Annotated in this window: 18 protein-coding genes; 7 read left to right on the top strand and 11 right to left on the bottom strand. The window is 50.5% G+C overall.

The window, feature by feature from the left end; genetic code table 11:
- Positions 1-9 precede the first annotated feature (9 nt).
- The 7 genes from BP71_RS30350 to BP71_RS30320 form a co-directional block, all read right to left on the bottom strand.
- The gene (locus BP71_RS30350; protein WP_496385368.1) at positions 10-1368 is read right to left on the bottom strand and encodes an aspartate aminotransferase family protein; all 1359 of its coding nucleotides are present in this window, start codon (positions 1366-1368) and stop codon (positions 10-12) included.
- 15 nt (positions 1369-1383) lie between these two features.
- The gene (locus BP71_RS30345; RefSeq protein WP_496385367.1) at positions 1384-3048 is read right to left on the bottom strand and encodes an alkaline phosphatase family protein; all 1665 of its coding nucleotides are present in this window, start codon (positions 3046-3048) and stop codon (positions 1384-1386) included.
- Positions 3049-3138: 90 nt separating this feature from the next.
- Complete coding sequence (locus BP71_RS30340) at positions 3139-4266, bottom strand: TIGR03364 family FAD-dependent oxidoreductase (RefSeq protein ID WP_496385366.1); 1128 nt, start codon at positions 4264-4266, stop codon at positions 3139-3141.
- Between the two features lie 29 nt (positions 4267-4295).
- Positions 4296-5000: an HAD-IA family hydrolase gene (locus tag BP71_RS30335; RefSeq protein WP_496385365.1), complete on the bottom strand. Its 705-nt coding sequence runs from the start codon at positions 4998-5000 to the stop codon at positions 4296-4298.
- Between the two features lie 304 nt (positions 5001-5304).
- A complete protein-coding gene (locus tag BP71_RS30330; protein ID WP_496385364.1) occupies positions 5305-5883 on the bottom strand; it encodes a helix-turn-helix domain-containing protein in 579 nt (192 codons plus the stop codon).
- Positions 5884-6020: 137 nt separating this feature from the next.
- A complete protein-coding gene (locus tag BP71_RS30325; RefSeq protein ID WP_496385363.1) occupies positions 6021-6845 on the bottom strand; it encodes an isocitrate lyase/PEP mutase family protein in 825 nt (274 codons plus the stop codon).
- Entirely contained in the window at positions 6835-7293 is a 459-nt protein-coding gene (locus BP71_RS30320) for a carboxymuconolactone decarboxylase family protein (RefSeq protein ID WP_496385362.1), read from the bottom strand. The genes BP71_RS30325 and BP71_RS30320 overlap by 11 nt, the downstream gene beginning before the upstream one ends.
- Positions 7294-7508: 215 nt before the next feature.
- Here BP71_RS30320 and BP71_RS30315 point away from each other — a divergent pair, with 215 nt between their 5' ends.
- The 6 genes from BP71_RS30315 (at position 7509) to BP71_RS30290 (ending at position 17013) form a co-directional block, all read left to right on the top strand.
- Positions 7509-8417, top strand: coding sequence for a helix-turn-helix domain-containing protein (locus tag BP71_RS30315; protein WP_496385361.1), 909 nt, complete (start codon positions 7509-7511; stop codon positions 8415-8417).
- A 146-nt stretch (positions 8418-8563) separates the two neighbouring features.
- Positions 8564-9565, top strand: coding sequence for an aldo/keto reductase (locus BP71_RS30310; RefSeq protein ID WP_496385360.1), 1002 nt, complete (start codon positions 8564-8566; stop codon positions 9563-9565).
- Between the two features lie 213 nt (positions 9566-9778).
- The gene (locus BP71_RS30305) at positions 9779-10339 is read left to right on the top strand and encodes an RNA polymerase sigma factor (protein ID WP_496385359.1); all 561 of its coding nucleotides are present in this window, start codon (positions 9779-9781) and stop codon (positions 10337-10339) included.
- Between the two features lie 174 nt (positions 10340-10513).
- On the top strand, positions 10514-11488 hold the full coding sequence (locus tag BP71_RS30300) for a FecR family protein (RefSeq protein ID WP_496385358.1): 975 nt from the start codon (positions 10514-10516) through the stop codon (positions 11486-11488).
- A 210-nt stretch (positions 11489-11698) separates the two neighbouring features.
- Entirely contained in the window at positions 11699-15214 is a 3516-nt protein-coding gene (locus BP71_RS30295) for a SusC/RagA family TonB-linked outer membrane protein (RefSeq protein WP_496385357.1), read from the top strand.
- Positions 15215-15234: 20 nt separating this feature from the next.
- The gene (locus tag BP71_RS30290) at positions 15235-17013 is read left to right on the top strand and encodes a RagB/SusD family nutrient uptake outer membrane protein (protein ID WP_496385356.1); all 1779 of its coding nucleotides are present in this window, start codon (positions 15235-15237) and stop codon (positions 17011-17013) included.
- A gap of 46 nt (positions 17014-17059) precedes the next feature.
- Here the strand turns inward: BP71_RS30290 and BP71_RS30285 are convergent, their stop codons facing one another.
- Entirely contained in the window at positions 17060-17683 is a 624-nt protein-coding gene (locus BP71_RS30285) for a hypothetical protein (RefSeq protein ID WP_496385355.1), read from the bottom strand.
- 214 nt (positions 17684-17897) lie between these two features.
- Entirely contained in the window at positions 17898-18266 is a 369-nt protein-coding gene (locus tag BP71_RS30280; protein WP_496385354.1) for a hypothetical protein, read from the bottom strand.
- A gap of 156 nt (positions 18267-18422) precedes the next feature.
- Here BP71_RS30280 and BP71_RS30275 point away from each other — a divergent pair, with 156 nt between their 5' ends.
- Entirely contained in the window at positions 18423-18944 is a 522-nt protein-coding gene (locus tag BP71_RS30275) for a hypothetical protein (RefSeq protein WP_496385353.1), read from the top strand.
- Between the two features lie 122 nt (positions 18945-19066).
- Here the strand turns inward: BP71_RS30275 and BP71_RS30270 are convergent, their stop codons facing one another.
- Positions 19067-19507: a hypothetical protein gene (locus BP71_RS30270; RefSeq protein WP_496385352.1), complete on the bottom strand. Its 441-nt coding sequence runs from the start codon at positions 19505-19507 to the stop codon at positions 19067-19069.
- 3 nt (positions 19508-19510) lie between these two features.
- Positions 19511-20266, bottom strand: a complete 756-nt coding sequence (locus BP71_RS30265; protein ID WP_496385351.1) for a GDSL-type esterase/lipase family protein — start codon at positions 20264-20266, stop codon at positions 19511-19513.
- Positions 20267-20290: the final 24 nt, after the last annotated feature.

Raw genomic sequence — 20290 nt, 5'->3', positions numbered from 1 at the left:
CGTTGAGTGTTATACCAAAGCCGAGGCAGTTTCGATGGCCTTTTCGAGGATCAGCAACGCTTCTGTCAGTTGCTCGCGGGTAATGATAAGCGGCGGCGAAAGCTGCACCACATTACCTTGTGACACCTTGAAACTCAGCCCGTTTTTAAGACATTCATACATCACGGTTTCGGCTTCCCGCACCGCTTTTTCCTTCGTTTCACGGTCCTTTACCAGCTCCACACCCCACAACAAACCAATGCCCCTTACCTCCCCGATCAACGGAAACTTCTCATGCAGTTTCGCAAGCGCTCCCTGCATGAATGCCGCTTCCTCATTCACCTTGTCCAATATTTGATTTTGCTCGATAAAATCCAGCATCGCCAAAGCAGCCACACTTCCCAGCGGACTTTTTTCATGAGTAAAATGCCCCAGCGAAACGCTCTGAGCCACATTATATCGATCACGGGCCACGATAGCGGCCATCGGCATTACGCCTCCGCCCAGCCCCTTGCCCAAACACACGATATCCGGCTCGATACCATAATGCTCAAAGGCAAACATTTTCCCGGTACGGCCAAATGCTATGGGAATTTCATCCAGAATGAGCAGCACCTGATGTTTCGTACAAATCCCCCTCACCCGGTCCCAATAGGCCTGCGAAGGAATCTGCACATCGGTATTCCGGATGGTTTCGATGACAAATGCACCGATATCACCCTCTTTTTCGATTACATATTCGAGATAGTCCGCATAAGGCAAGTCGCCATGACCCGCCGATGCAAATGGACCACGATAAGTCATTGGCGGCGGAATACGCTCTACGCCAGGCATCATTGGGCCCATATCTTTCCGGAAATCCTGCTCTCCGCCTGCTGAAATAGCGTCCAGCGAAGCGCCGTGGAAAGAATCCCAAAGCGATATTACCTTATGCTTCCCGGTGACGATCCTGGCAAGTTTGAGCGCCATACTGACCGCCGAAGTACCTCCCGGGGCAAACAACACGCGGTTCAGGTCGCCGGGCATCAGGCTACCAAGCTTTTTAGCCAACTCAATGGCCGGCACATTGGTGTACCTGCGCGGGGAAAAAGGCAGGATATCCAGCTGTTCTTTCAGTTTTTCGATCACATAAGGATGCCGGTAACCGAGCTGATGCACATTGTTGCCGTGGAAATCCATATAACGCTTCCCCTGCACGTCGGTCAGGTAAATACCTTCGCATGATGCGAGCACATCCAGGCATGGGGTCGAAAGCGATTGATGTAAAAAATATTCCGCATCTTCGTGCAGATAGCCCGAAGTTTCGGGATCGCTGACCACCGCATACCAGTCATGACGCGCCGATGATAAATTAATGTCGCCCTCGGTTCTGTTGTGTACGTCTGCCATGTGCAGGTTCAGATGTTATTTGACAAAAAGCTTGTCAGCCGGGATCAGCTGCTTCGGGACACCGGGGCCGCGATAAAATGCATCGAGCCAGAATCCGCCGCCATTATTGTAATACTGTATTTTAATGGGGTGCTTGCCGGGTTTCAGGTCGATGGAACCTGTTTTTTCCTCCACGCCATGGTTACCATCATTGTTCACAACCTCCTTTCCATCCACAAAAAGCTTGCTGCCATCATCCGACTGCGTTGCAAACTGGTATTTACCTTCTTTATCGATCTGGATAAAGCCTTCAAATTGCACCGCAAAGCCCTCTCCGCCTTTACCAACCAACGCCTCCATATCCGCTTTCACCACTCCAAACTCCGGACTCACCCAGGTCTTACCTTTTTTAAGCTGACTAAAATCGGGCACTTTACTCATTTCCTTGCCCGAATAGAAAGTCGCCGTAACACCATTCCCCTGCCCTGACTTCAGCAACCTAAAATACGCAGTCGAAAGCAAACTCGGATTATTTTTATCATCAAAACTCCTGGCTTTCACCACCGTTGTTTTATTTACCACAAACGGCTCTTTGTAAACAGGTGCATTAGGACCGGGATCAGAACCGTCTGTCGTATAGCGTGTCGTGCCTTTTTCTGCCTTCGTGTCGATCTTCACTGTGGCTATTTTATCCACATACAAACCACCCGCCTGCTGATATAGCTTTCTTTCCGGATAAATAACGGGCATAGCCACAGCCTTTTCACCCAACCAGAGGTTTTTGGGTTCTTCAAAACCATTGAACACGGGCTTAACCGGGCGACCGATCCACGCATAGGGCTGTTCCAGGCCGAGCGCAAATGCAATCGTGGAAGCCAGGTCATAAGTGTAAACCTGCTGTTTGATCTCATAACCTTTTTTCACGCCCACACCATAAAACACACCAGCGATCTCGGCCTCCTGCGGCGTCGCACCACCGTGCCCGTAACCCAACCCGCCATGATCAGCCCAAAGGATCACCAATGTATTTTCAGCCATTCCGGCTTCTTTGATCCCAGCCAGCACCTGACCGATCAGCGAATCGGTTTTGGCTACCGATTTGTAGTATTCCGGAGAACCATGACCGCCATGGTGTCCGGCATGGTCCACATGATCGAAATGCACGAAACCGAGCACCGGCTTTTTGCTTTTAATGTATTGTATAAAATCCGTTGCGGTGGAATCCTCAGTGGAGAAGTGTTTGTCATAATTGACTGCATTCTTTTGAAAAAGCCTCCCGAATCCACCCCAATGGTACACCGCTCCAATCTCCGCATCGGGTTGCTTTTTATGTAAAATGCTGAAAATCGTGGGAAAACGACCGTCGGCCTCCTGCGCAATGGGCGGCAGTGTATGATCATCCATTTCCCAGTCGTTGCTGATGATCCCGTGCTGTTCCGGCCCGGCACCCATGATCATCGATGCCCAGTTCTGGCTGCTGGCGGAGGTCAATACCGTCCGCACATTCCATTTGACGGCGCCATTCGCCACCATTTGATCTATGACAGGTGTTTCAGCTTTTCGGATACCATCCGGACTCAGGCCGTCGATCCCGATCACGATCACATGCCGGACGCCCGCAGGCTTCTCTTCCGATTGCGAATGAAAGGCCGTCAGAAGCCATGAGGCAGCCGACAGCACGCAGGTAATTCTTGCAAGCATATATATCTGAAATTAGTATTCAATATAGTCTTGACGTGAGTCATACGATGAACAGGAACACCTAACGTAATACCTATATACGCGGAATAACTATGACCGGTAGGTCCCGCCTACCACCTCGTCGCACAGGCCGAATGAAAGTGTCATACCATTACCACCCAGTCCGTTGATGATCGTAACGCCACTTTCCGGCCTTATAACGATTTCCGTCTTTCCGTTTGTCATTTTAGGATAGATCCCGTGCCAGGTCTGAAACACCCGGGGCGATTTGAACTGGGCAAACGTACCCAGGTAGTCGAGGATCATGGTATTAATGAATTCACGGTCGAAAGGATCGAACGTCAACGCGTATTCGTGCGAGTCACCGACAGTGATCTCCCCCAGGCCGTTTTGCGAAGCCATTACGTGAATACCCCATTTCAGGTATTCGGCATAGTCGCGTTCATATCTTGCTTTCAGACCGAGCAGTGACGGTGCGGCCTGAAAACCGTGATAGTGGATCAGCGAAAGGCCACCGCATAATGCCGGACCGATCTTCCAATTGTCGGGTTGCGCCTCAAGACGCAGCATTTGCAGTTTACATTTGGTCAATGGGGCCGCAGCGAACTCTTCGGGGTACAGCGTCTCGAAATCCTGCCCGCTGCATACGAAGATCTCGTCCGCCGACCAGCTTTGGCCTCCCGAATAAACCGCCGGATACTCCACTTTTGAAATCGCAGTATTCCAGATAAATGTAACACCCAGCGCCGCTTCCAGGTAGCCAGGAATGGCCGCGATCGCCTCCCGGGGATCCACGATCATCTCATCCGCCGAGTACAGCGAACCCAGTAGTTGTTTACCATTGACTGCCGGGGAAATTTCCAGTGTTTCTGCTGCATTCAGGAAACTTACCGGCCTGTAAGCGCTCACATCTACAAATTGCTGGAGCACTTCCAGTTCATCCTGGTGGTAGGCCATGTGCAGGCTGCCCCCTTCGTGCGACCAGCATTTGGCACCCGCCAACACCTCTTTCCAGATACTTTTGGCATGCAATGCCCGCTCATATAGCGTCCCTTCCGGTTGACCGATCGGCCAGACCATCCCGAAATTACGGATCGAAGCCCCAATGGCCTTCGATGAACGCTCTATCACTGTAACTTGATAACCACGCGTAGCCAAAGCCCGTGCCGTTGCCAGCCCGACGATCCCGGCGCCGATCACTATCGCAGATTTACTCATGCTGTCAATCAAAAAATATACACGTTGAATTAACCTTTCACAGCCATTGCATGGCTGCCTGCAATGATACCGATCACCTCCGCAACATCGTCGATGATATGCGTGGGCTTGTACGGCAGTAACTCTTCCCGCGTAAACGCCCCGGTAGTGACACCGATGACGTATTTGCACCCCGCATTGATTCCTTCATTGATATCCACTTCCGTGTCGCCCACCTTCGCAATCACCTCCCCGGATGCCACTCCCAACGCGGCCATAATCTTGCGGATCATATCGGGATAGGGACGACCATGAGGCACTTCATCACTCGCCACGAGGTAATCGATCTTATCCTCCCACCCCAGCCGGCCAACAATCACATCCGCGATGTCGCGTGAAAAACCGGTATTCAATGCAATTTTGACATTGTCCGCGCGAAGCGCTGCAAAAGTTTCTTCCACATTCGGCAAAGGAGCAATCTCCGTAGTCGTTTTATAAAAATCAATCATCCCGCTCACAAAGCGTGCATGGATCTTAGCAACCAGCTCTGCTGTGATTTTTGATTGATCAGCCCCCTGCACTTCCAGCATCATCTTAATGGCTAGCGGCTTCTCATATCCCATTAAAGGATTCACATCCTCAATGGCAATGTCATACCCCTCCGACTGCATTGCCTGCTGAAAAGCAATTCCCACGAAATTTTTGTCCCTGACAGTTGTACCTGCCATATCGAAAACAACCAGTTCTATCGACATCTTACACTTATAATTGGTGAACTAATACTGAACTTTCTGCAAAGATCTTCCCGAAGCGCCCTGCTTACTTTGATCTACCATTGTTAAGTAAAACTAAACATTCGGGTAACTTTTCAACAGGTACGCTTCTTATTTACAGCTTAAAAATATTGAAAAATCAATGAAAGCACAAATAAAAGTTAACTTATATTTAAAAATAACACAATAATGCTCCTTGCCGCCACAAAAGTAACAAGCAAACTCTCATCAGACGTTAAGAAAATGTTAATTAATATTTAACTTCCAGAGCTATACACGCAAGGTATTACTGTGCCTCATTAAAGAAGTAAATGACCAGGAGCAGCGCCTCGTCACAATCGTTGCATTTGAGATTATGCAGTTCATTGGCATCAAAAAACATCGAATCCCCTTGATTCAAAACATATTTATTCTTCCCAACCGTGTATTCCACGGCACCTTCCAGGATATATTTGAATTCAAAAGCATTGGTACGGACCATCGGCCTGCGAGCGTCTTTTTCCAGCCTGAGCAGCACGACATCGATATGGTTGTCTTTGAATTGCTTGCTGAATATCCGGTGGTAGAAAAATCCCTTGGCATTCTCCTTCGTAAAGGGCTGATACTCTTCCTTGCGCCGGATCAGTACGTTCTCGCCGGGTGCGGTGGAAATAATATCCTTGAAAAACACATTGAGGTCGATATCCAGCGCCTTTATCAGGCCCAGCATTACCGGCAAGGAGGGGATCGTCCGGCTGTTTTCGATCTGCGACACCAGGCTTTTGGTCACCCCGGCATCGTCCGCGATCTCCTGAAGGGTAACCCCCTTGCTTTTTCTGATTTCCTTTAATTTGTTGCTGATCTGGAAAAGAATGTCTTCCTGCATGTTCTTGACCGTAAAATGGCGGTTACCGTTCGTTTAAATCCCGTTACAAAGTAAATCCTAATTTTGGTCTGACAATATAAAATCTCCCGGTTGTGACTGCCGGGAGATTTTGAAAACGAGTACAATATATAGAGCGATCAGATATGTGGCCCTGTTACAGGATGATGACTCAGACCATCCCGGATATTTTTCAGCATGGCTTCCATATCCAGATAAGTAGCCTTTTGCACGTTTGGCCCGAAACTCACGCGCGACACGCCCAGCCGCTGGAGCACGTCCAGGTCAGGCACTCCGGTGCGCGCAAGGACATTTACAGGCACTTTCAGCGCGGCAACCAGGGTTGAGATCGCCCCCTCCTCCCTCGCAAAAATAGGATATACAGCATCCGCGCCGGCTTCCACGTACGCACGCCCGCGCTCGATCGCCAGTGCAAGCTTTTGCGACTCCGAAAGATCCGTCGCCACCAGAAATACATCGGTCCTGGCATTAACAAAAAGCCTCGTATTTTCACGTTCCGCCGCCCTGCCGATCAATTTCAATTTCTCCATCTGTTCTATTACCGGCACCAGCTCACGCGAGCGCACGTCGCTATCTTCGATGTTGATCCCGGCCACACCGGCACCGATCAGGCGGCGGATGTTCGATTTCAATGTCTCACGGTCAGGTGCATAACCCGTCTCAATATCCACCGTAACCGGTACGCCTACCGATTTCACGATCTGCGAAACGATCGTCAGCAGGAATTCAAACGGAATATGCTCCCCGTCTTCATATCCATGTGCACGGGCGATGGCCGCACTCGCGGTAGCCACGGCAGGATAACCCAGGTTTTCCAGCATCAATGCACCGGCGGCGTCCCAGATATTAGGAAGCACCAGCATCTGGCCGCTATGATGCAGTTTTTTGAGCAAATCGGCTTTTTCCGACTGTGTACTCATCCGGATAGGGCGACTATTGAACATACGCGGGCGATTCGTTAACGGCTACCTGATCGGTGATCAGAATGCGGTTCCAGGCACTGATCGCAACCACGCCCATCACCACAGCCTTGGTATATTCCTCACCCAGCAGCTCCACGGCCCGGCTATAAACGGCGTCACTCACCCCGTGAGCGGCGATCAATGTCACCTCCTCGGTGAGTGCCAGAATGGCCTTTTCTTCTTCCGTATAGATGTTTGCCTCGCGCCAGGCGCTTAACATATAAATGCGTTGTTCGCTGAACCCCAACTCACGGGCCTGGCGCGCATGCATGTCCAGACAAAAGCCGCAGCCGTTAATCTGGGAAGCACGAATCTTGATCAGCTTATAATGTACCTTATCGAGTCCCGTCGAGGAAACATACTTTTCAAGCTCACGGACGGCAGCAAATGCCTTTGGTGTTATTTCACTGGTTTGTTTGCGTTGAGACATGGTAATTTTAAATGATTAATGAGTTAATGATGAGCCACCGGGGATCAGTCAAAATTAACATCCCACCCGACCACTCCTGTGATCCACTTCGGCATATTCCATGTGGTCCAATCTCCTGAAAAATGGACATACTTCGAAATTAAAAAGTGATTAATTACCCGGTTATTGAAACTTTCAAGACGGCTTCTGTTATTTGAATTTTATAATATTGTAATATGAACCAGACCGAATCCATACAGGAATTTTACCGCCGTATACCACAGGCGAATGCGACGGGCCTTTCGCTGAACAATGCCGGCATCGGGCATTTCAATGTCTTTGAGAGAAATTCGTGCTATAAGAAGACGCCTTACAGCCGTCGCGACTTTTATAAAGTGTCGTTTATCATAGGCACCGGGCGGCTGCATTATGCCGATAAGTGGATTGAAATTGACCATCCTGCGTTGCTATTCTCCAACCCGATGGTACCCTATTCATGGGAAGCGATCTCCGAATCCCAGCTAGGTTGGTTCGCATTGTTTACCGAAACCTTCGTACATCCGGCCGAGCGGAAGGACTTTTTACAGGACTCGCCGCTATTCAAAATCGGAGGCAATCCGGTGTTTTTTCTGGACGAACCGCAACAGAAGGAGTTATCAGTGATTTTCCGGAAAATGATGGCCGAAATCGAGTCGGATTACCCGCATAAGTACGATATGCTGCGGAATTACCTCCACCTGATCATCCACGAAGCCATGAAAATACAGCCGGCCGAAACGTTTGAGAGACAGACCAATGCATCGGCCCGCATCACCTCGCTATTCATCGAGCTCCTGGAACGGCAATTCCCGATCGACACGCCCGAGAGCGCATTAAAACTAAAAACCGCCAACGACTACGCCCAGAGCCTTTCCGTTCACGCGAACCACCTGAACCGGTCGGTAAAAGAAATCACAGGCAAAACCACGACCGAACACATATCGGCCCGCATTACCAGGGAGGCACAGGCATTGCTCAATCATACCAACTGGAACGTGTCGGAAATCGCTTATAGCCTGGGTTTTGAGTACCCCGCCTATTTCAATATTTTCTTTAAAAAACAGACTGGTCTTACCCCTGGCAATGTGCGCGGCCGGGCTGTGTGATTTTTATAAGGATCTGTTTGAAAACTATAAATCTCCGAAAACCCCTTCCCGCTACTTTTGTGACGTCGATTGACAAGCATTTATCATCAACCTTGCTTTAAGCAGGAACGACTGCCCATTGCTTAAAGCAAACAGACCCAAAAGACATGCAATACAGAAGCCTTGGAAAAACAGATGAACAATTATCAGCCATTGGATTAGGCTGCATGGGGATGAGCTTTGCTTACGGCCCTACGGATGATGCCGAAAGCATTGCCACCCTGCACCGTGCACTCGACCTGGGAATCAATTTCTGGGATACCGCCGACATGTATGCCAATGGCGAGAACGAGAAGCTGATCGCAAAAGTGCTGGTCCCGAACCGCGACAAACTCTTCATCGCAACGAAGTTTGGGTTCCGCTACGGAGAATCCAACAACGCACCCCGCAACTCCGCCGGAGCGTGGTTCGATGGCTCCCCGGCCTGGATGAAAACGGCTGTTGAAAACAGTCTGAAAAGACTCAACATCGACACTATCGACCTCTACTACGCCCACCGCATAGACCCGAATGTACCGGTAGAAGAAATGGTAGGCGCCATGGCCGAGCTGGTAAAAGAAGGGAAAGTCCGTTACCTGGGCCTGAGCGAGGCTTCGGCGGCATCCATCCGCAAAGCGCATGCGGTACATCCCATTGCCGCATTGCAAAGCGAGTACTCGGTCATCACGCGGGACGTAGAAACGGAAATACTTGCCACCGTTCGTGAACTCGGTATCTCACTGGTACCTTATTCACCGTTGGCCCGAGGGCTCGTCACCAACACTTTGAACACTCAGGCATTCGCCGAAAGCGATTTCCGCCGCACATTGCCACGGTACCAGGCCGAGTTTGCAGATAACAATGCAAAACTAGTGCAGGGCTTTGCCGATATGGCCACAAGCAAGCACTGCACACCCGCCCAGCTCGCGCTCGCGTGGGTACTCGCTCAAGGCGAAGACATCATCCCGATCCCGGGCACCAAAAAGCGCAAATACCTGGAAGAAAATGCAGGAGCATTGGATGTCAAACTTTCAGCGGAAGATCTGAAAACCATCGATGAGCTGGTAGCACGTTACCCCAATACCGGTGAGCGTTACAGCGAAGGCGCTATGAAAATGGTGAACCATTGAACAGCAGCTGTCTTGCCGGCCCGTATCTTGTCAGCAAGACAGCTAATCAAAATAAAATATTGCAATTCCCCTCATTTATATCAAATAATCAACTAATTACAAAAAAGTACAGTTATTAATATTGCATTTTTATAAAATCACCATCAGACGGTTGTCAATTTACTTTATATTTGGTAAAAGAATCCCTCATTCTTAAACCAGCCTGACGATCTGATGAACCACTTCCGACACGTTTCCGATGATGAGCTGACCGCTTTGATAAAGGAAGGTGAAGAAGGTGCATTCGATGAAATCTACCACCGTTACTGGGACAAACTCTACTACACGGCCCACCGCATGGTAAAATCCGCCGCCGTAGCCGAAGAAATTACGCAAGACACCTTCATGCTCTTCTGGATGAAGCGCGAAACGCTCGAAATCCAATCGCTGAAACCCTATTTGGCCGCGATGTTGCGGTATGAGGTATACCGGTACCTTGCCAAATCGAAACAGACGCAGGAAATCGAAGAGTCAATCCGGTACGAGGCGACTCCGTCCGTATCGATGGAACAGGAGATCGAAAACCGGCTATTGCTCGAAATCATCACCAATCTGACCAACCGTCTGCCGGAGAAATGCCGGCTGGTTTTCCAGTACAACAAATTACAGGACCGCTCTCTGCCGGATATCTGCGAAGAATTGAAAATCTCCCCCAAAACCGCCGAAGCGCATTTGACGAAGGCTTTGAAAATCGTAAGAGCCAGCCTGAACGGCGTGGTGCAGATGTTGCTCTAAGCTCTCAGACATCGGCTGCTGGTGCGAGAATTCGCCGGTTCTATTCATCGGCCACAACAAAACCCTTCATTTTTCGACTGCCTATAGCCTACGCCGAAGTTTTTTTCCTCCCCCACTAAGGGGTTTTGCTCCTCAATCTCCTCTATGTGCTGCAAAGGGCCAATCCGCTTTGCAATGACACAGGAATACATCAGACTGCTAGCCAGGAAATTCTTCGAGGGAACCGCTTCTGAGGAGGAAAAAAAGATATTGCACGAGTGGTACGATCGGCTCAATGACGATACTGCAACGCCTGAAACCGTCGCGACGGCTGCCCCTGAGGGTGCTGCGGAGGTCCGGGACAGAATGTATGCCAACCTCAAGACTTTGCAGGAAAGGCAGCGCCCCACCCGGAACTTTGGTTGGGTACGACGATTTACAACCTGGTCGTCGGCAGCTGCGGCGGTGATCGTGATCGGTTTTATGCTCTGGACTAAGGAACGCAAAACTACATCGCCGGATACCCGCGTTGTGCAGGCGCCATTGGGAAAGACAATGAAAGTAACCCTGCCCGATGGTTCGCATATCTGGCTCAATGCGGGCTCAACGCTGAGCTATCCAAATGCATTTGCCGGTAAAACCAGGGAAGTGGTGCTAAGGGAAGGACAGGCCTTCTTCGACATTGTACGTGACACGACCAAACCCTTTATCGTGCACGCCAAAACGCTCGATATTACCGTATTGGGCACTTCGTTTGATGTAAAAGCCTATAAAAACGACCGGAACATCAGGGTCACCGTCAAAACGGGGAAAGTAGGCGTCCAGGTCCGCGATAAGCCGCAACAGCCCGCGCTCTTGCTTCTACCGGCCGAACAGGCGGTAGTCCCCGAAAAAACAGAGCAAATCCACATCAGCGATGTCAGCAAGCCAGCCATTGCCCCCTGGAAGGACAACCGAATGGTGTTTGAGGATGAGCTGGTGGCGGAAGTATTGCACGCTTTGGAAAGAAAATACAACCAGCACATCATTGTCGAAAAACCAGGGCTGGCTACCGAAAAAATAACTCTTACCCTCGATAATCAGCCTATGGCAGATGTGCTGAAAGTCCTGGGTTTTTCCAAGAATTTCAATTATTCACAACTAAACGACAGCACGGTAGTCATCAGATAAGGATCACAAAACAGGCGGACGGGCTTTCCAGGAAGGCTGGTCCGGTAAATACCGGGAACACGGCGAATGTCCCCGGTATAGGATGTCCCCTGCCAGGCAATGCTTGGAACCATGAATGGCGGGTGGACGCGGTTTAACAGCTTAACCATTAAACATCAGACAAATATGGTGAATTATTACCATAAGGGGCTCCCCTTATTCAAAAAATGTATGCGCATTTCTACGCTTATACTGGGTATTAAAGTTCTGACTACCGCTCTGCTGATGGCCGGGCCTACAGAGGCCCAGCATATCAGTATGGACGTGAGACAGACCCGCGTCAAAACGGTTCTCAGGCAGATTGAGCAACAAACCGGTCTCACTTTTGCATTCGATGAAAAGCTGGTACGCAAGGCACCTGAGATCACCATTTACGCCCTGGGACTTCCGGTGCCTTCGATCCTCAAAATGATCGAAAAACAGACTACCCTGGAATTCAGGCAGGTAGGTAATATGATCGGCGTGACGGAACGTCCCGGAACGGAAGTCATGCGGGAGGTAGTACCTGTATCGCAGGCACTGGCGAGGCCTGTCAAAGGCAAGGTGACCGACGAAAAAGGTGAAGTGCTGCCATCGGTTGCAATCCGGCTCAAAGGCACGAACGAAGGTACCATGACCGACATAAACGGCAACTACACGATCGATGTGGCCGGCGATGAATCGATCCTGATATTCAGCTTCATCGGGTTTACTGCCCAGGAGGTGATGGTAGGTGCACGTACCACTGTGGACGTGGCCCTGAAACCGGATGTTTCTACCCTGACCGAACTAGTTGTGACCGGTTACGGAGCACAGCGCAAGAAGGACCTGATCGGCGCGGTTTCTGTCGTAGATGTAGAGCAACTGAAACAAACCCCGGACGGGCAGGTCGCCAACCAATTGCAGGGCCGGGCGTCAGGGGTTACAATCCTCAGTTCGGGACAACCTGGTGAAACGCCCCAGGTACGCATTCGCGGATTGAACACTTTTGGCAACAATTCACCCTTGTACGTGGTGGACGGTGTGCCAACGACTTCCATCAGCGACCTCAACACCAATGACATTGCGTCGATGCAGGTGCTGAAAGACGCCGGTTCGGCTTCCATCTACGGGTCTCGGGCGGCCAATGGGGTTATTATAATCACCACTAAAAAAGGGAAGGACAAGGTCAAGATCAATTACAATGCCTGGTTCGGCGTTCAGACGCTTCCCGGAGGCAATGTGTGGAAAACGCTGACACCTATGGAGCAGGCGCAACTGAAATTCCAGGTACAGAAAAATTCGGGATTGACCGTGGGCGATGATCAGTATGGTTACGGCACCACACCTGCTCTGCCCGACTATATCCTGCCCACCGGTGCCAAAGAAGGCGACCCGGGCACAAACCCGGATCTGTATTATGTAAATCCGAATTATACTTCGGTGGATGACTACAACACATTCAACCAGATAGTCAAGGCCAACAAAACAGGTACCGACTGGTTCCATGAAATCTTCAAAGCGGCCCCTTCCACCAGCCATAACATTTCACTGAGCGGTGGCAGCGACCAGGGCAACTACCTGTTCTCACTCAATTACTTCAACCAGCAGGGTGCATTGACCAACACTTATCTCAAAAGATACACTCTGCGCTCGAATAGCCAGTACAACATCGGCAAACACGTCCGGATCGGCGAGAACCTGGCCTATTCCATTTCGGACAATCCTAAAAGCGCTCTGTCGGACGGCGGCTCGGCTATCGCATTCTCCTTTCGTATGCAGCCTATCGTTCCCGTACACGACATCATGGGCAACTACGCGGGCAGCCGCGCGTCGGGGATGGGCGACGCCTTCAATCCCGTGGCCATGCGCGACCGCACGCGCTACGATAAAGGATTGGATAACCGCCTGTTCGGTAATGTCTTCGCAGAAGTAGATCTCTTCAAATACTTTACATTCCGCACCAGTATGGGCGGCGAGAACTACTCCGGCAGGTGGAACTCGTTTGCATTCCCTTCCTACGAAAACAAGGAAAACAGCAATACCAACACCTATTCGGAAGGCTCCTATTCCGGCTTCAACTGGACCTGGACCAACTTGCTTACTTTCCACAAAACCATGGGCAAGCATGACTTGACCGTCGCGGCAGGTACCGAGGCATACAGCGGTAAATACTACGAACTGGGTGGCAGCACACAGGGCTACTTCTCTTTCGACCCTAACTACATGAACCTGGGCACCGGCTCTGGTACACGTACCAATTCGAGCAGCCGCTCTGCCGATGCATTGTACTCGCTGCTCGGCCGCCTGGATTACATCTACAACGACAAATACCTCTTTGGCGCGATTATCCGGCGCGATGGTTCATCCAAATTTATCAACGAGCGTTACGGCTTCTTCCCGGCTGTGAGCGCGGGATGGCGGATTTCGCGTGAAGACTTCATGCGCGGCGCAACCTGGATCGACGACCTGAAACTGCGTGCCAACTATGGGATCATGGGGAATCAGATCAATGTAACCTCCGGCAATGCATTCACGACTTACAGTTCCAATCGCCGTAGTTCGTACTACGACCTGGGCGGTACCAGTGGCTCCGGTGCTTTGGAAGGGTTTGAAAAAAGCCAGATCGGGAACCCCAATGCGGTTTGGGAAAAGAACATCAGTACCAACATCGGTATCGACGCTACTTTCTTCAAAGGGAGGTTGGATGTAATTGCCGATTATTATATCAAAGAAATCAAGGACCTGCTCTTCAATCCTGCACTGATAGGTACCGCGGGCGGAGGCTCCGTACCTTTTGTGAATATTGGCCAGATGAAAAACAGGGGAATCGACCTGCAAATCGACGGCAAGTTCGACCTGACACAAGACCTGAAACTGAATGCCACCCTGACATTCACGACCTACAATAACAAGATTAGAAAGGTCACCAACAGCACCAATTATTTTGATCTTGAAGGCCGTGGTTTCGACGGCGCTTCGATTGTCCGCAATCAGGTAGGAAGTTCCATCGGGCAATTCTTCGGTTACAAGGTGGTCGGCTTCTGGAACACGCAGGAAGAGATCGCCTCGGCCAATGCGGAAGCGGTGAAACAAACCGGTGACCCGAATGCTGTGTTCCAGGAAGGCGCTTCGGTGGGCCGTTTCAGATATGAGAACATCAATGGCGACAGTCAGATTACCGCAGCCGACCGACAGATGCTCGGGAACCCCAATCCGGATTTCAGCTACGGCCTGAACATTGGTTTAAACTATAAACATTTCGATTTCAGCCTCTTCCTTTACGGGGTACAGGGCAATCAGCTCTGGAACCAGACGCTCTGGTGGAGCGATTTCAACTCCTCACGCTCTGGTGCCAAGAGCAAAACGGCCCTTTACGACTCCTGGACACCTGAAAACCACAATGCCAAAGCGCCGATCCAGGAAAACGCCAGCTCGTTCAGCACCATCAATGTTCCCAACTCCTATTTCGTGGAAGACGGCTCCTACCTGCGTGCGAAAAACCTTCAGATCGGTTATACTTTCTCTTCGCCTTTGATGAAGAAGATCAGGGCACAGCAATTCCGTGTCTACCTGCAGGCTACGAACCTCTTCACGATCACGGGTTATTCAGGCCTGGATCCGGAAGTAAGCCGGAACGCGAATGGCAACCCCACCGTTTTCGGCATCGATGAAGGTTCGTATCCATCATCGAGACAATACACTGTGGGCCTTAACCTTACTTTTTAACATTCTCAAAGCAACGCGATATGAAGAAGTTTCTCAAATATATGGCCGTTCTTTGCCTGATGGCAGGTTTGACATGCCTGCAAGGATGCCAGGATGATTTTTTAGATAAACCCGTACAAGGCGCATTGGGTGACGACGTACTCGCCAATGCCAAAGGGATCGACGGCCTGCTCACAGGCGCATATGCCGCACTCGACGGCCAGGGCGATTTCACCGGCGGCAACGGGTGGGAGTCTCCGCCCGACAACTGGGTGTACGGCGCCATCCCGGGCGGAGACGCGCACAAAGGCAGCGACGGTGGCGACCAGACACCGATCAGCGCTATTGCAACATTCAGCAGCGGTGCCGATAATGGCTTTTTTAATAGCAAATGGAAAGCATTGTACGAAGGAGTTTCCCGATCCAACACGGTGCTGAAGGTACTGGCCTTGCTGGAAGGCATGTCGGACGGGGAAAAGGCCAACATCGAAGGCCAGGCTCGTTTCCTGCGGGCGCATTATTACTTCGAGTTGAAAAAAATGTGGAATATGGTGCCGTGGATCGACGAAGCGACCACGGATTTCAACCAGCCCAATGATAAGGACATCTGGCCGATGATCGAGGCGGATTTCAAGGCGGCGTATGAAAAGTTGCCGGCCACTCAGACACTCGTCGGAAGGGCCAATAAATGGGCCGCAGGTGCATATCTGGCCAAAACCTACCTGTACGAGAAGAAATACACCGACGCAGCGAAGGTTTTTACGGAAGTGATCAGCAGCGGTGTAACCACCAATGGCTTAAAATACGACCTTGTCCCCTTCAAGGATAACTTCGACGCCGCTACCAAGAACAATGCCGAGTCGGTTTTCGCGATCCAAATGGTCGCCAACGACGGTACCCTCGACATTACCAATGCCAATCAGGGCGGAATGCTCAACTTCCCCTATGGCACCGGCGCACCATTCAGTTGCTGCGGTTTTTTCCAGCCTACCCAAATGCTCGTCAATATGTACCGCACCGACGCCAGCGGTCTGCCCTACCTGACTGATTTCAACAGCCATAATGTCAAAAATGACATGGGTATTGCTTCCGCAGCCGCATTCACGCCCGATGCCGGAAACCTCGACCCTCGGCTTGACTGGACAGTAGGCCGCCGCGGCATTCCTTATCACGACTGGGGCATTTACCCGGGCATGAACTGGGTTCGTGATCAGCCATATGGAGGTCCGTATGCACCAAAAAAGAACATTCACCGTCAGAAAACGCAGGATCTCTACGCCGACCTGAGCTCCTGGGCGCCGGGGAACGCGATTAATGTACTCGTGATACGCTTTGCCGACGTGCTCCTTCTGGCGGCGGAAGCCGAAGCGAATGGAGGAAGTCTGGCCAAAGCCGAAGAATATGTAAACCGTGTCCGGGCCAGAGCGGCGGATAAAAGCGGTTGGCTTTACAAGTACATCACCGATTCCAATCCATTGGGCGGTTTCTCGGCCACGCCCGCAGCGAACTACGTGATTAAGCCTTATCCGGCAGGCACACTGGCTGCGAAGGGTAAAGAAGGCGTACTGAATGCGATTTACTATGAGCGAGGCATCGAGCTGGCTATGGAAGGCCACCGTTTCTTCGACCTCGTCCGTTGGGGTAGGGCCGAAAGCGCAGTCAATGGCTATTTCGGCTACGAATCCAAAATCACCACCGACCTTGCCGGCGGCAAATACCTGGAAGGCAAAAACAACTACTTTCCAATCCCACAGTATCAGATCGATATGAGCGTTGTCAATGGTTCAGCGATGCTGAAACAGAATCCGGGATATAATTAGCATTACATCTGCCTGTGCCTCCACATGTCGCGAGGTGCAGGCAGTGTTATTCGTGGAGTTTCACATCCGTCATTTTCACACGGAAGAGGCCATTGGTAAACCGGATCGTTTCCGGCATTCCGTTCACAACCCTTCCCGCCACATTCTTATCCTCGTCGAGTGCAAAACTGAAAGTACCTTCCACAGTCCCTGATTTCCTGTCAAACCCCGTCACCCTCACCCAACCCGGATGGCGCTTTTCATAGATATAGCATTTAACAAGCCCACCGGAATTACCCCTAAAAGCCAACGCTGTTCTCTCGACATAGCTGACCTTTCCTTTATCGAGTTTCGCAATTTTTGCCCGTCGTTTTTTGAGGGGAATGTCATGAATGTACAGATGCTGGGTAGGAATGCAATCGCCGTGGAGGCAGCCGTTATGGGTTTTCGGATTGGGGCCGCCCGCATTGCCGGCATAGTCGATGTCGGTAGTGACGAGCAAATCAAACCGTCTGGATTCTTCGGGTTTCTGGCCTTCCTTATAAAGCCGCATTGCTTTGGCCGTCCCGTACCAGGCCGCGTCGCTCAGCAGGGAGGTTACATTGAATTTGCTGTCAATTGGCAGCGAAGGTTGCTTGGTGCACGCGCAGCAAAGAAAAAGCAGCGTCAATAGTCTCAAAATACTATCCATAGCCCGACGGTTTAAGATAGAAAAGCGGTTACTAACTGGTTTCTAACCGGCTGTATACTAAAAGTTGGAGACAATTCTGCAAGAAATACGCAAACACCCAACCTCCATCAACCCCAGATTCAACCCCGGATTTCAATCCGGGGACAAGGGGACAGGGGGCAGTGGCCAAAGGAGCAAACGAAGTCGGAAAAGGAAAGGTCCGAGAGACTAAAACCTAAATCACCCGCAGCGCAGGATCATAAAAACTCTTCCAAAGCTCCACTGCCTCAGCTACCGTCTCGGGCGGAGAAGCCAGGTAATCTTTAATTTTAGTCAGATTTTCCGAATGCGCATCTTTCGCGGAATACCTGATGAGGTTTACGAGCAACTTGTCGATATCCGAAGTGTCGTTCCGCCAGTTTTTGCTGTATTTCGCAAACCATTCCTCGCTTAGGAACACAACTCCCGAATACCTGTAAACGTCTGAAAAACCGAAAGCATCGATCACGACCGGTTCCGTAGGCCATTCAGCATTGAGTTCTTTATCGCTATACCGTTCGCGGCCATCGCCGAGGAGGGCGATAAATCTGTATGTTTTTACCATGGTGACAATGTATTTCTGCTCAATATATCGCCGCGAATGCACTGCTACAAATGATTTCCAAAAAATTGTTGCCTTCATCCCGGTCGGGAGCGGGGATGATTGCGGGCAAGTGAATGTTACCTAATTTTAAGCCCAGAATCCAGGAAAGAATTACCTATGATCCGAATATCTCAACTCCCACTGATTCAGAACCCAGGCCAGTTTTATAGCGCAGAACATATCCTCCTCGTAGATGTGCTGATGGTGGGCGACGCACCCAGGCAAATGCGGGAATACATTAAAAACGCACATGGCGGATTTATTTACGACAAGAAAACCTACATCCCCATTACCCTGACCGGCACGCCTGAGAGCCTGCTTGCCAATGCAGGCAAACCGATCGTGTTCAAATTCGACCGTGGTTTCGAAAACCATTACCATTTCGATGGTAACCTCATCAAGGCGATATGGCACAAAAAGCTGTACAATATCTCCGCATTCATGGGCCAGCCGTCCATACAGTTCGAACGCGAAGAGGATTTTATCACGGCCAGGTACCTGTCAGGCTACCAGGAATATACCGAACCAGAAACCGGGGAAAAATTGCTCTCGATCCCAAAACAAAGCCCGGCGATCGGGTTGCAGGGCATTACGGGGTTCAAGCCCGTAAAGAAAAGGTCGGAGTCAGATACGTTGTGATGCGGAGATTAGCTCTAAAATGGTCAAATGCACCAAGATACCGCCGGCAGGGACATTCGGGACGGCGCAGACCAAACATATTTAAAAAGACGGATTCAGGAGGGAGCATTACAGCATACGAATTAGTCTCGTACAACATATTTCTCTCTCAGATCCTCTACTTTCCGGATATCGCAGCCCCGCACAAAAACCCTCGTACGGCGATCGTTGAGACCGCCGTATGGAATGCTGTCTTTCCAGAAACCGATATTCCGGATCGCCAGCTCGTGTAAAAGTGCGTGTTCATCGGCCGGATTTCTGACTATCCCGACCAGATGGCTCGATGCGAAATGGTCGTTTTCGATGGCTTGCAGCGCATAAGCCACCGCTTTCGGTTCTGCGTCAAAGGTTTTAAGAATGTCCTCGCGTCCGCGTTCCGTATAATACCATACAAAAGTCGCCCCTACTTGCCTCAATCCATGCCCCTCGTGAACAAACCGATCACCGATCGCATAGTTATGATCGCTGTAACAATGGTCTTCGAACCATTGCCGGAGTGCTTCGATGGTTTGCGGAGCGGTCACCCGTTAAAGTACCTTTTTCTTGATCGCTTTTCCCCAAAACTCGCCCAGCACCGCTACACCTTCCACATTAGGATGCAGGTAAAACACGCCCTGCTGGCCATTTTCAGGTTTAAAAAGTTGGATATAATGTTTTTTGAAGTATTTGAATGCCTTTGTATCACCCTTGAAAACACGGTCGGGTTCCATGGTCTTGTATTCCGAGATCATCGCATCGAGTTCGGGAACGTAAGTTTGCAGCCTTTCCAAGCCTTCCGCCAGGTATTTCGAGCGATTGTAAGTGTTCGTGCTGTACCATATCGGGTGATGCACAATCACCTTACTGCCGGGATACCTTTTCAGCAATTCAGAAATGATCGTCTGCATGTTTTTTTTGTAATCCTCCTTCGAAACCGGCGCGCCGTTAGGCCCCTGAATAGCGCTGTCGTTGGTTCCCAGTTTCATTGAAAACAGCAGTTGATGGTCTTTTTGAAGATACAGACTGTCGGCAGCCGTCGTCGCCAATGTAAAGTACTTACCTGTTCCGGGCAGCCAGTCAACAGTCGTGGATCCGCTCCTGCCTGCATTGGCATACAATACCTCATCGATTCCTTTTTGTGCTTTCAGATAGTTCACCGCATGTGTTGGCGGCGGAAAGCCATTATCGCCGCCCTTGCCCTGGGTGATACTATTGCCAATGAAAACGATACTGAGTTTGGTTTGTGCAAATGCTGTGACAGATATGAATGCAAGTAGAACGGAAAAGAGATTTCTGATTTTCATCGGGTATAATTATGAATTGCCTGA

It is taken from the genome of Dyadobacter ginsengisoli DSM 21015 (assembly GCF_059568735.1).
This window is presented reverse-complemented; position numbering and strand designations above follow the sequence as displayed.

Excerpts from the sequence above, each read along its gene's own strand:
- BP71_RS30330 (WP_496385364.1), bottom strand. The coding sequence starts at position 5,883 with ATGCAGGAAGACATTCTTTTCCAGATCAGCAACAAATTAAAGGAAATC.
- BP71_RS30315 (WP_496385361.1), top strand. The coding sequence starts at position 7,509 with ATGAACCAGACCGAATCCATACAGGAATTTTACCGCCGTATACCACAG.
- BP71_RS30310 (WP_496385360.1), top strand. The coding sequence starts at position 8,564 with ATGCAATACAGAAGCCTTGGAAAAACAGATGAACAATTATCAGCCATT.
- BP71_RS30325 (WP_496385363.1), bottom strand. The coding sequence starts at position 6,845 with ATGTTCAATAGTCGCCCTATCCGGATGAGTACACAGTCGGAAAAAGCC.
- BP71_RS30295 (WP_496385357.1), top strand. The coding sequence starts at position 11,699 with ATGCGCATTTCTACGCTTATACTGGGTATTAAAGTTCTGACTACCGCT.
- BP71_RS30350 (WP_496385368.1), bottom strand. The coding sequence starts at position 1,368 with ATGGCAGACGTACACAACAGAACCGAGGGCGACATTAATTTATCATCG.
- BP71_RS30340 (WP_496385366.1), bottom strand. The coding sequence starts at position 4,266 with ATGAGTAAATCTGCGATAGTGATCGGCGCCGGGATCGTCGGGCTGGCA.
- BP71_RS30300 (WP_496385358.1), top strand. The coding sequence starts at position 10,514 with ATGACACAGGAATACATCAGACTGCTAGCCAGGAAATTCTTCGAGGGA.
- BP71_RS30265 (WP_496385351.1), bottom strand. The coding sequence starts at position 20,266 with ATGAAAATCAGAAATCTCTTTTCCGTTCTACTTGCATTCATATCTGTC.
- BP71_RS30320 (WP_496385362.1), bottom strand. The coding sequence starts at position 7,293 with ATGTCTCAACGCAAACAAACCAGTGAAATAACACCAAAGGCATTTGCT.
- BP71_RS30345 (WP_496385367.1), bottom strand. The coding sequence starts at position 3,048 with ATGCTTGCAAGAATTACCTGCGTGCTGTCGGCTGCCTCATGGCTTCTG.
- BP71_RS30335 (WP_496385365.1), bottom strand. The coding sequence starts at position 5,000 with ATGTCGATAGAACTGGTTGTTTTCGATATGGCAGGTACAACTGTCAGG.
- BP71_RS30305 (WP_496385359.1), top strand. The coding sequence starts at position 9,779 with ATGAACCACTTCCGACACGTTTCCGATGATGAGCTGACCGCTTTGATA.
- BP71_RS30275 (WP_496385353.1), top strand. The coding sequence starts at position 18,423 with ATGATCCGAATATCTCAACTCCCACTGATTCAGAACCCAGGCCAGTTT.
- BP71_RS30285 (WP_496385355.1), bottom strand. The coding sequence starts at position 17,683 with ATGGATAGTATTTTGAGACTATTGACGCTGCTTTTTCTTTGCTGCGCG.
- BP71_RS30290 (WP_496385356.1), top strand. The coding sequence starts at position 15,235 with ATGAAGAAGTTTCTCAAATATATGGCCGTTCTTTGCCTGATGGCAGGT.
- BP71_RS30280 (WP_496385354.1), bottom strand. The coding sequence starts at position 18,266 with ATGGTAAAAACATACAGATTTATCGCCCTCCTCGGCGATGGCCGCGAA.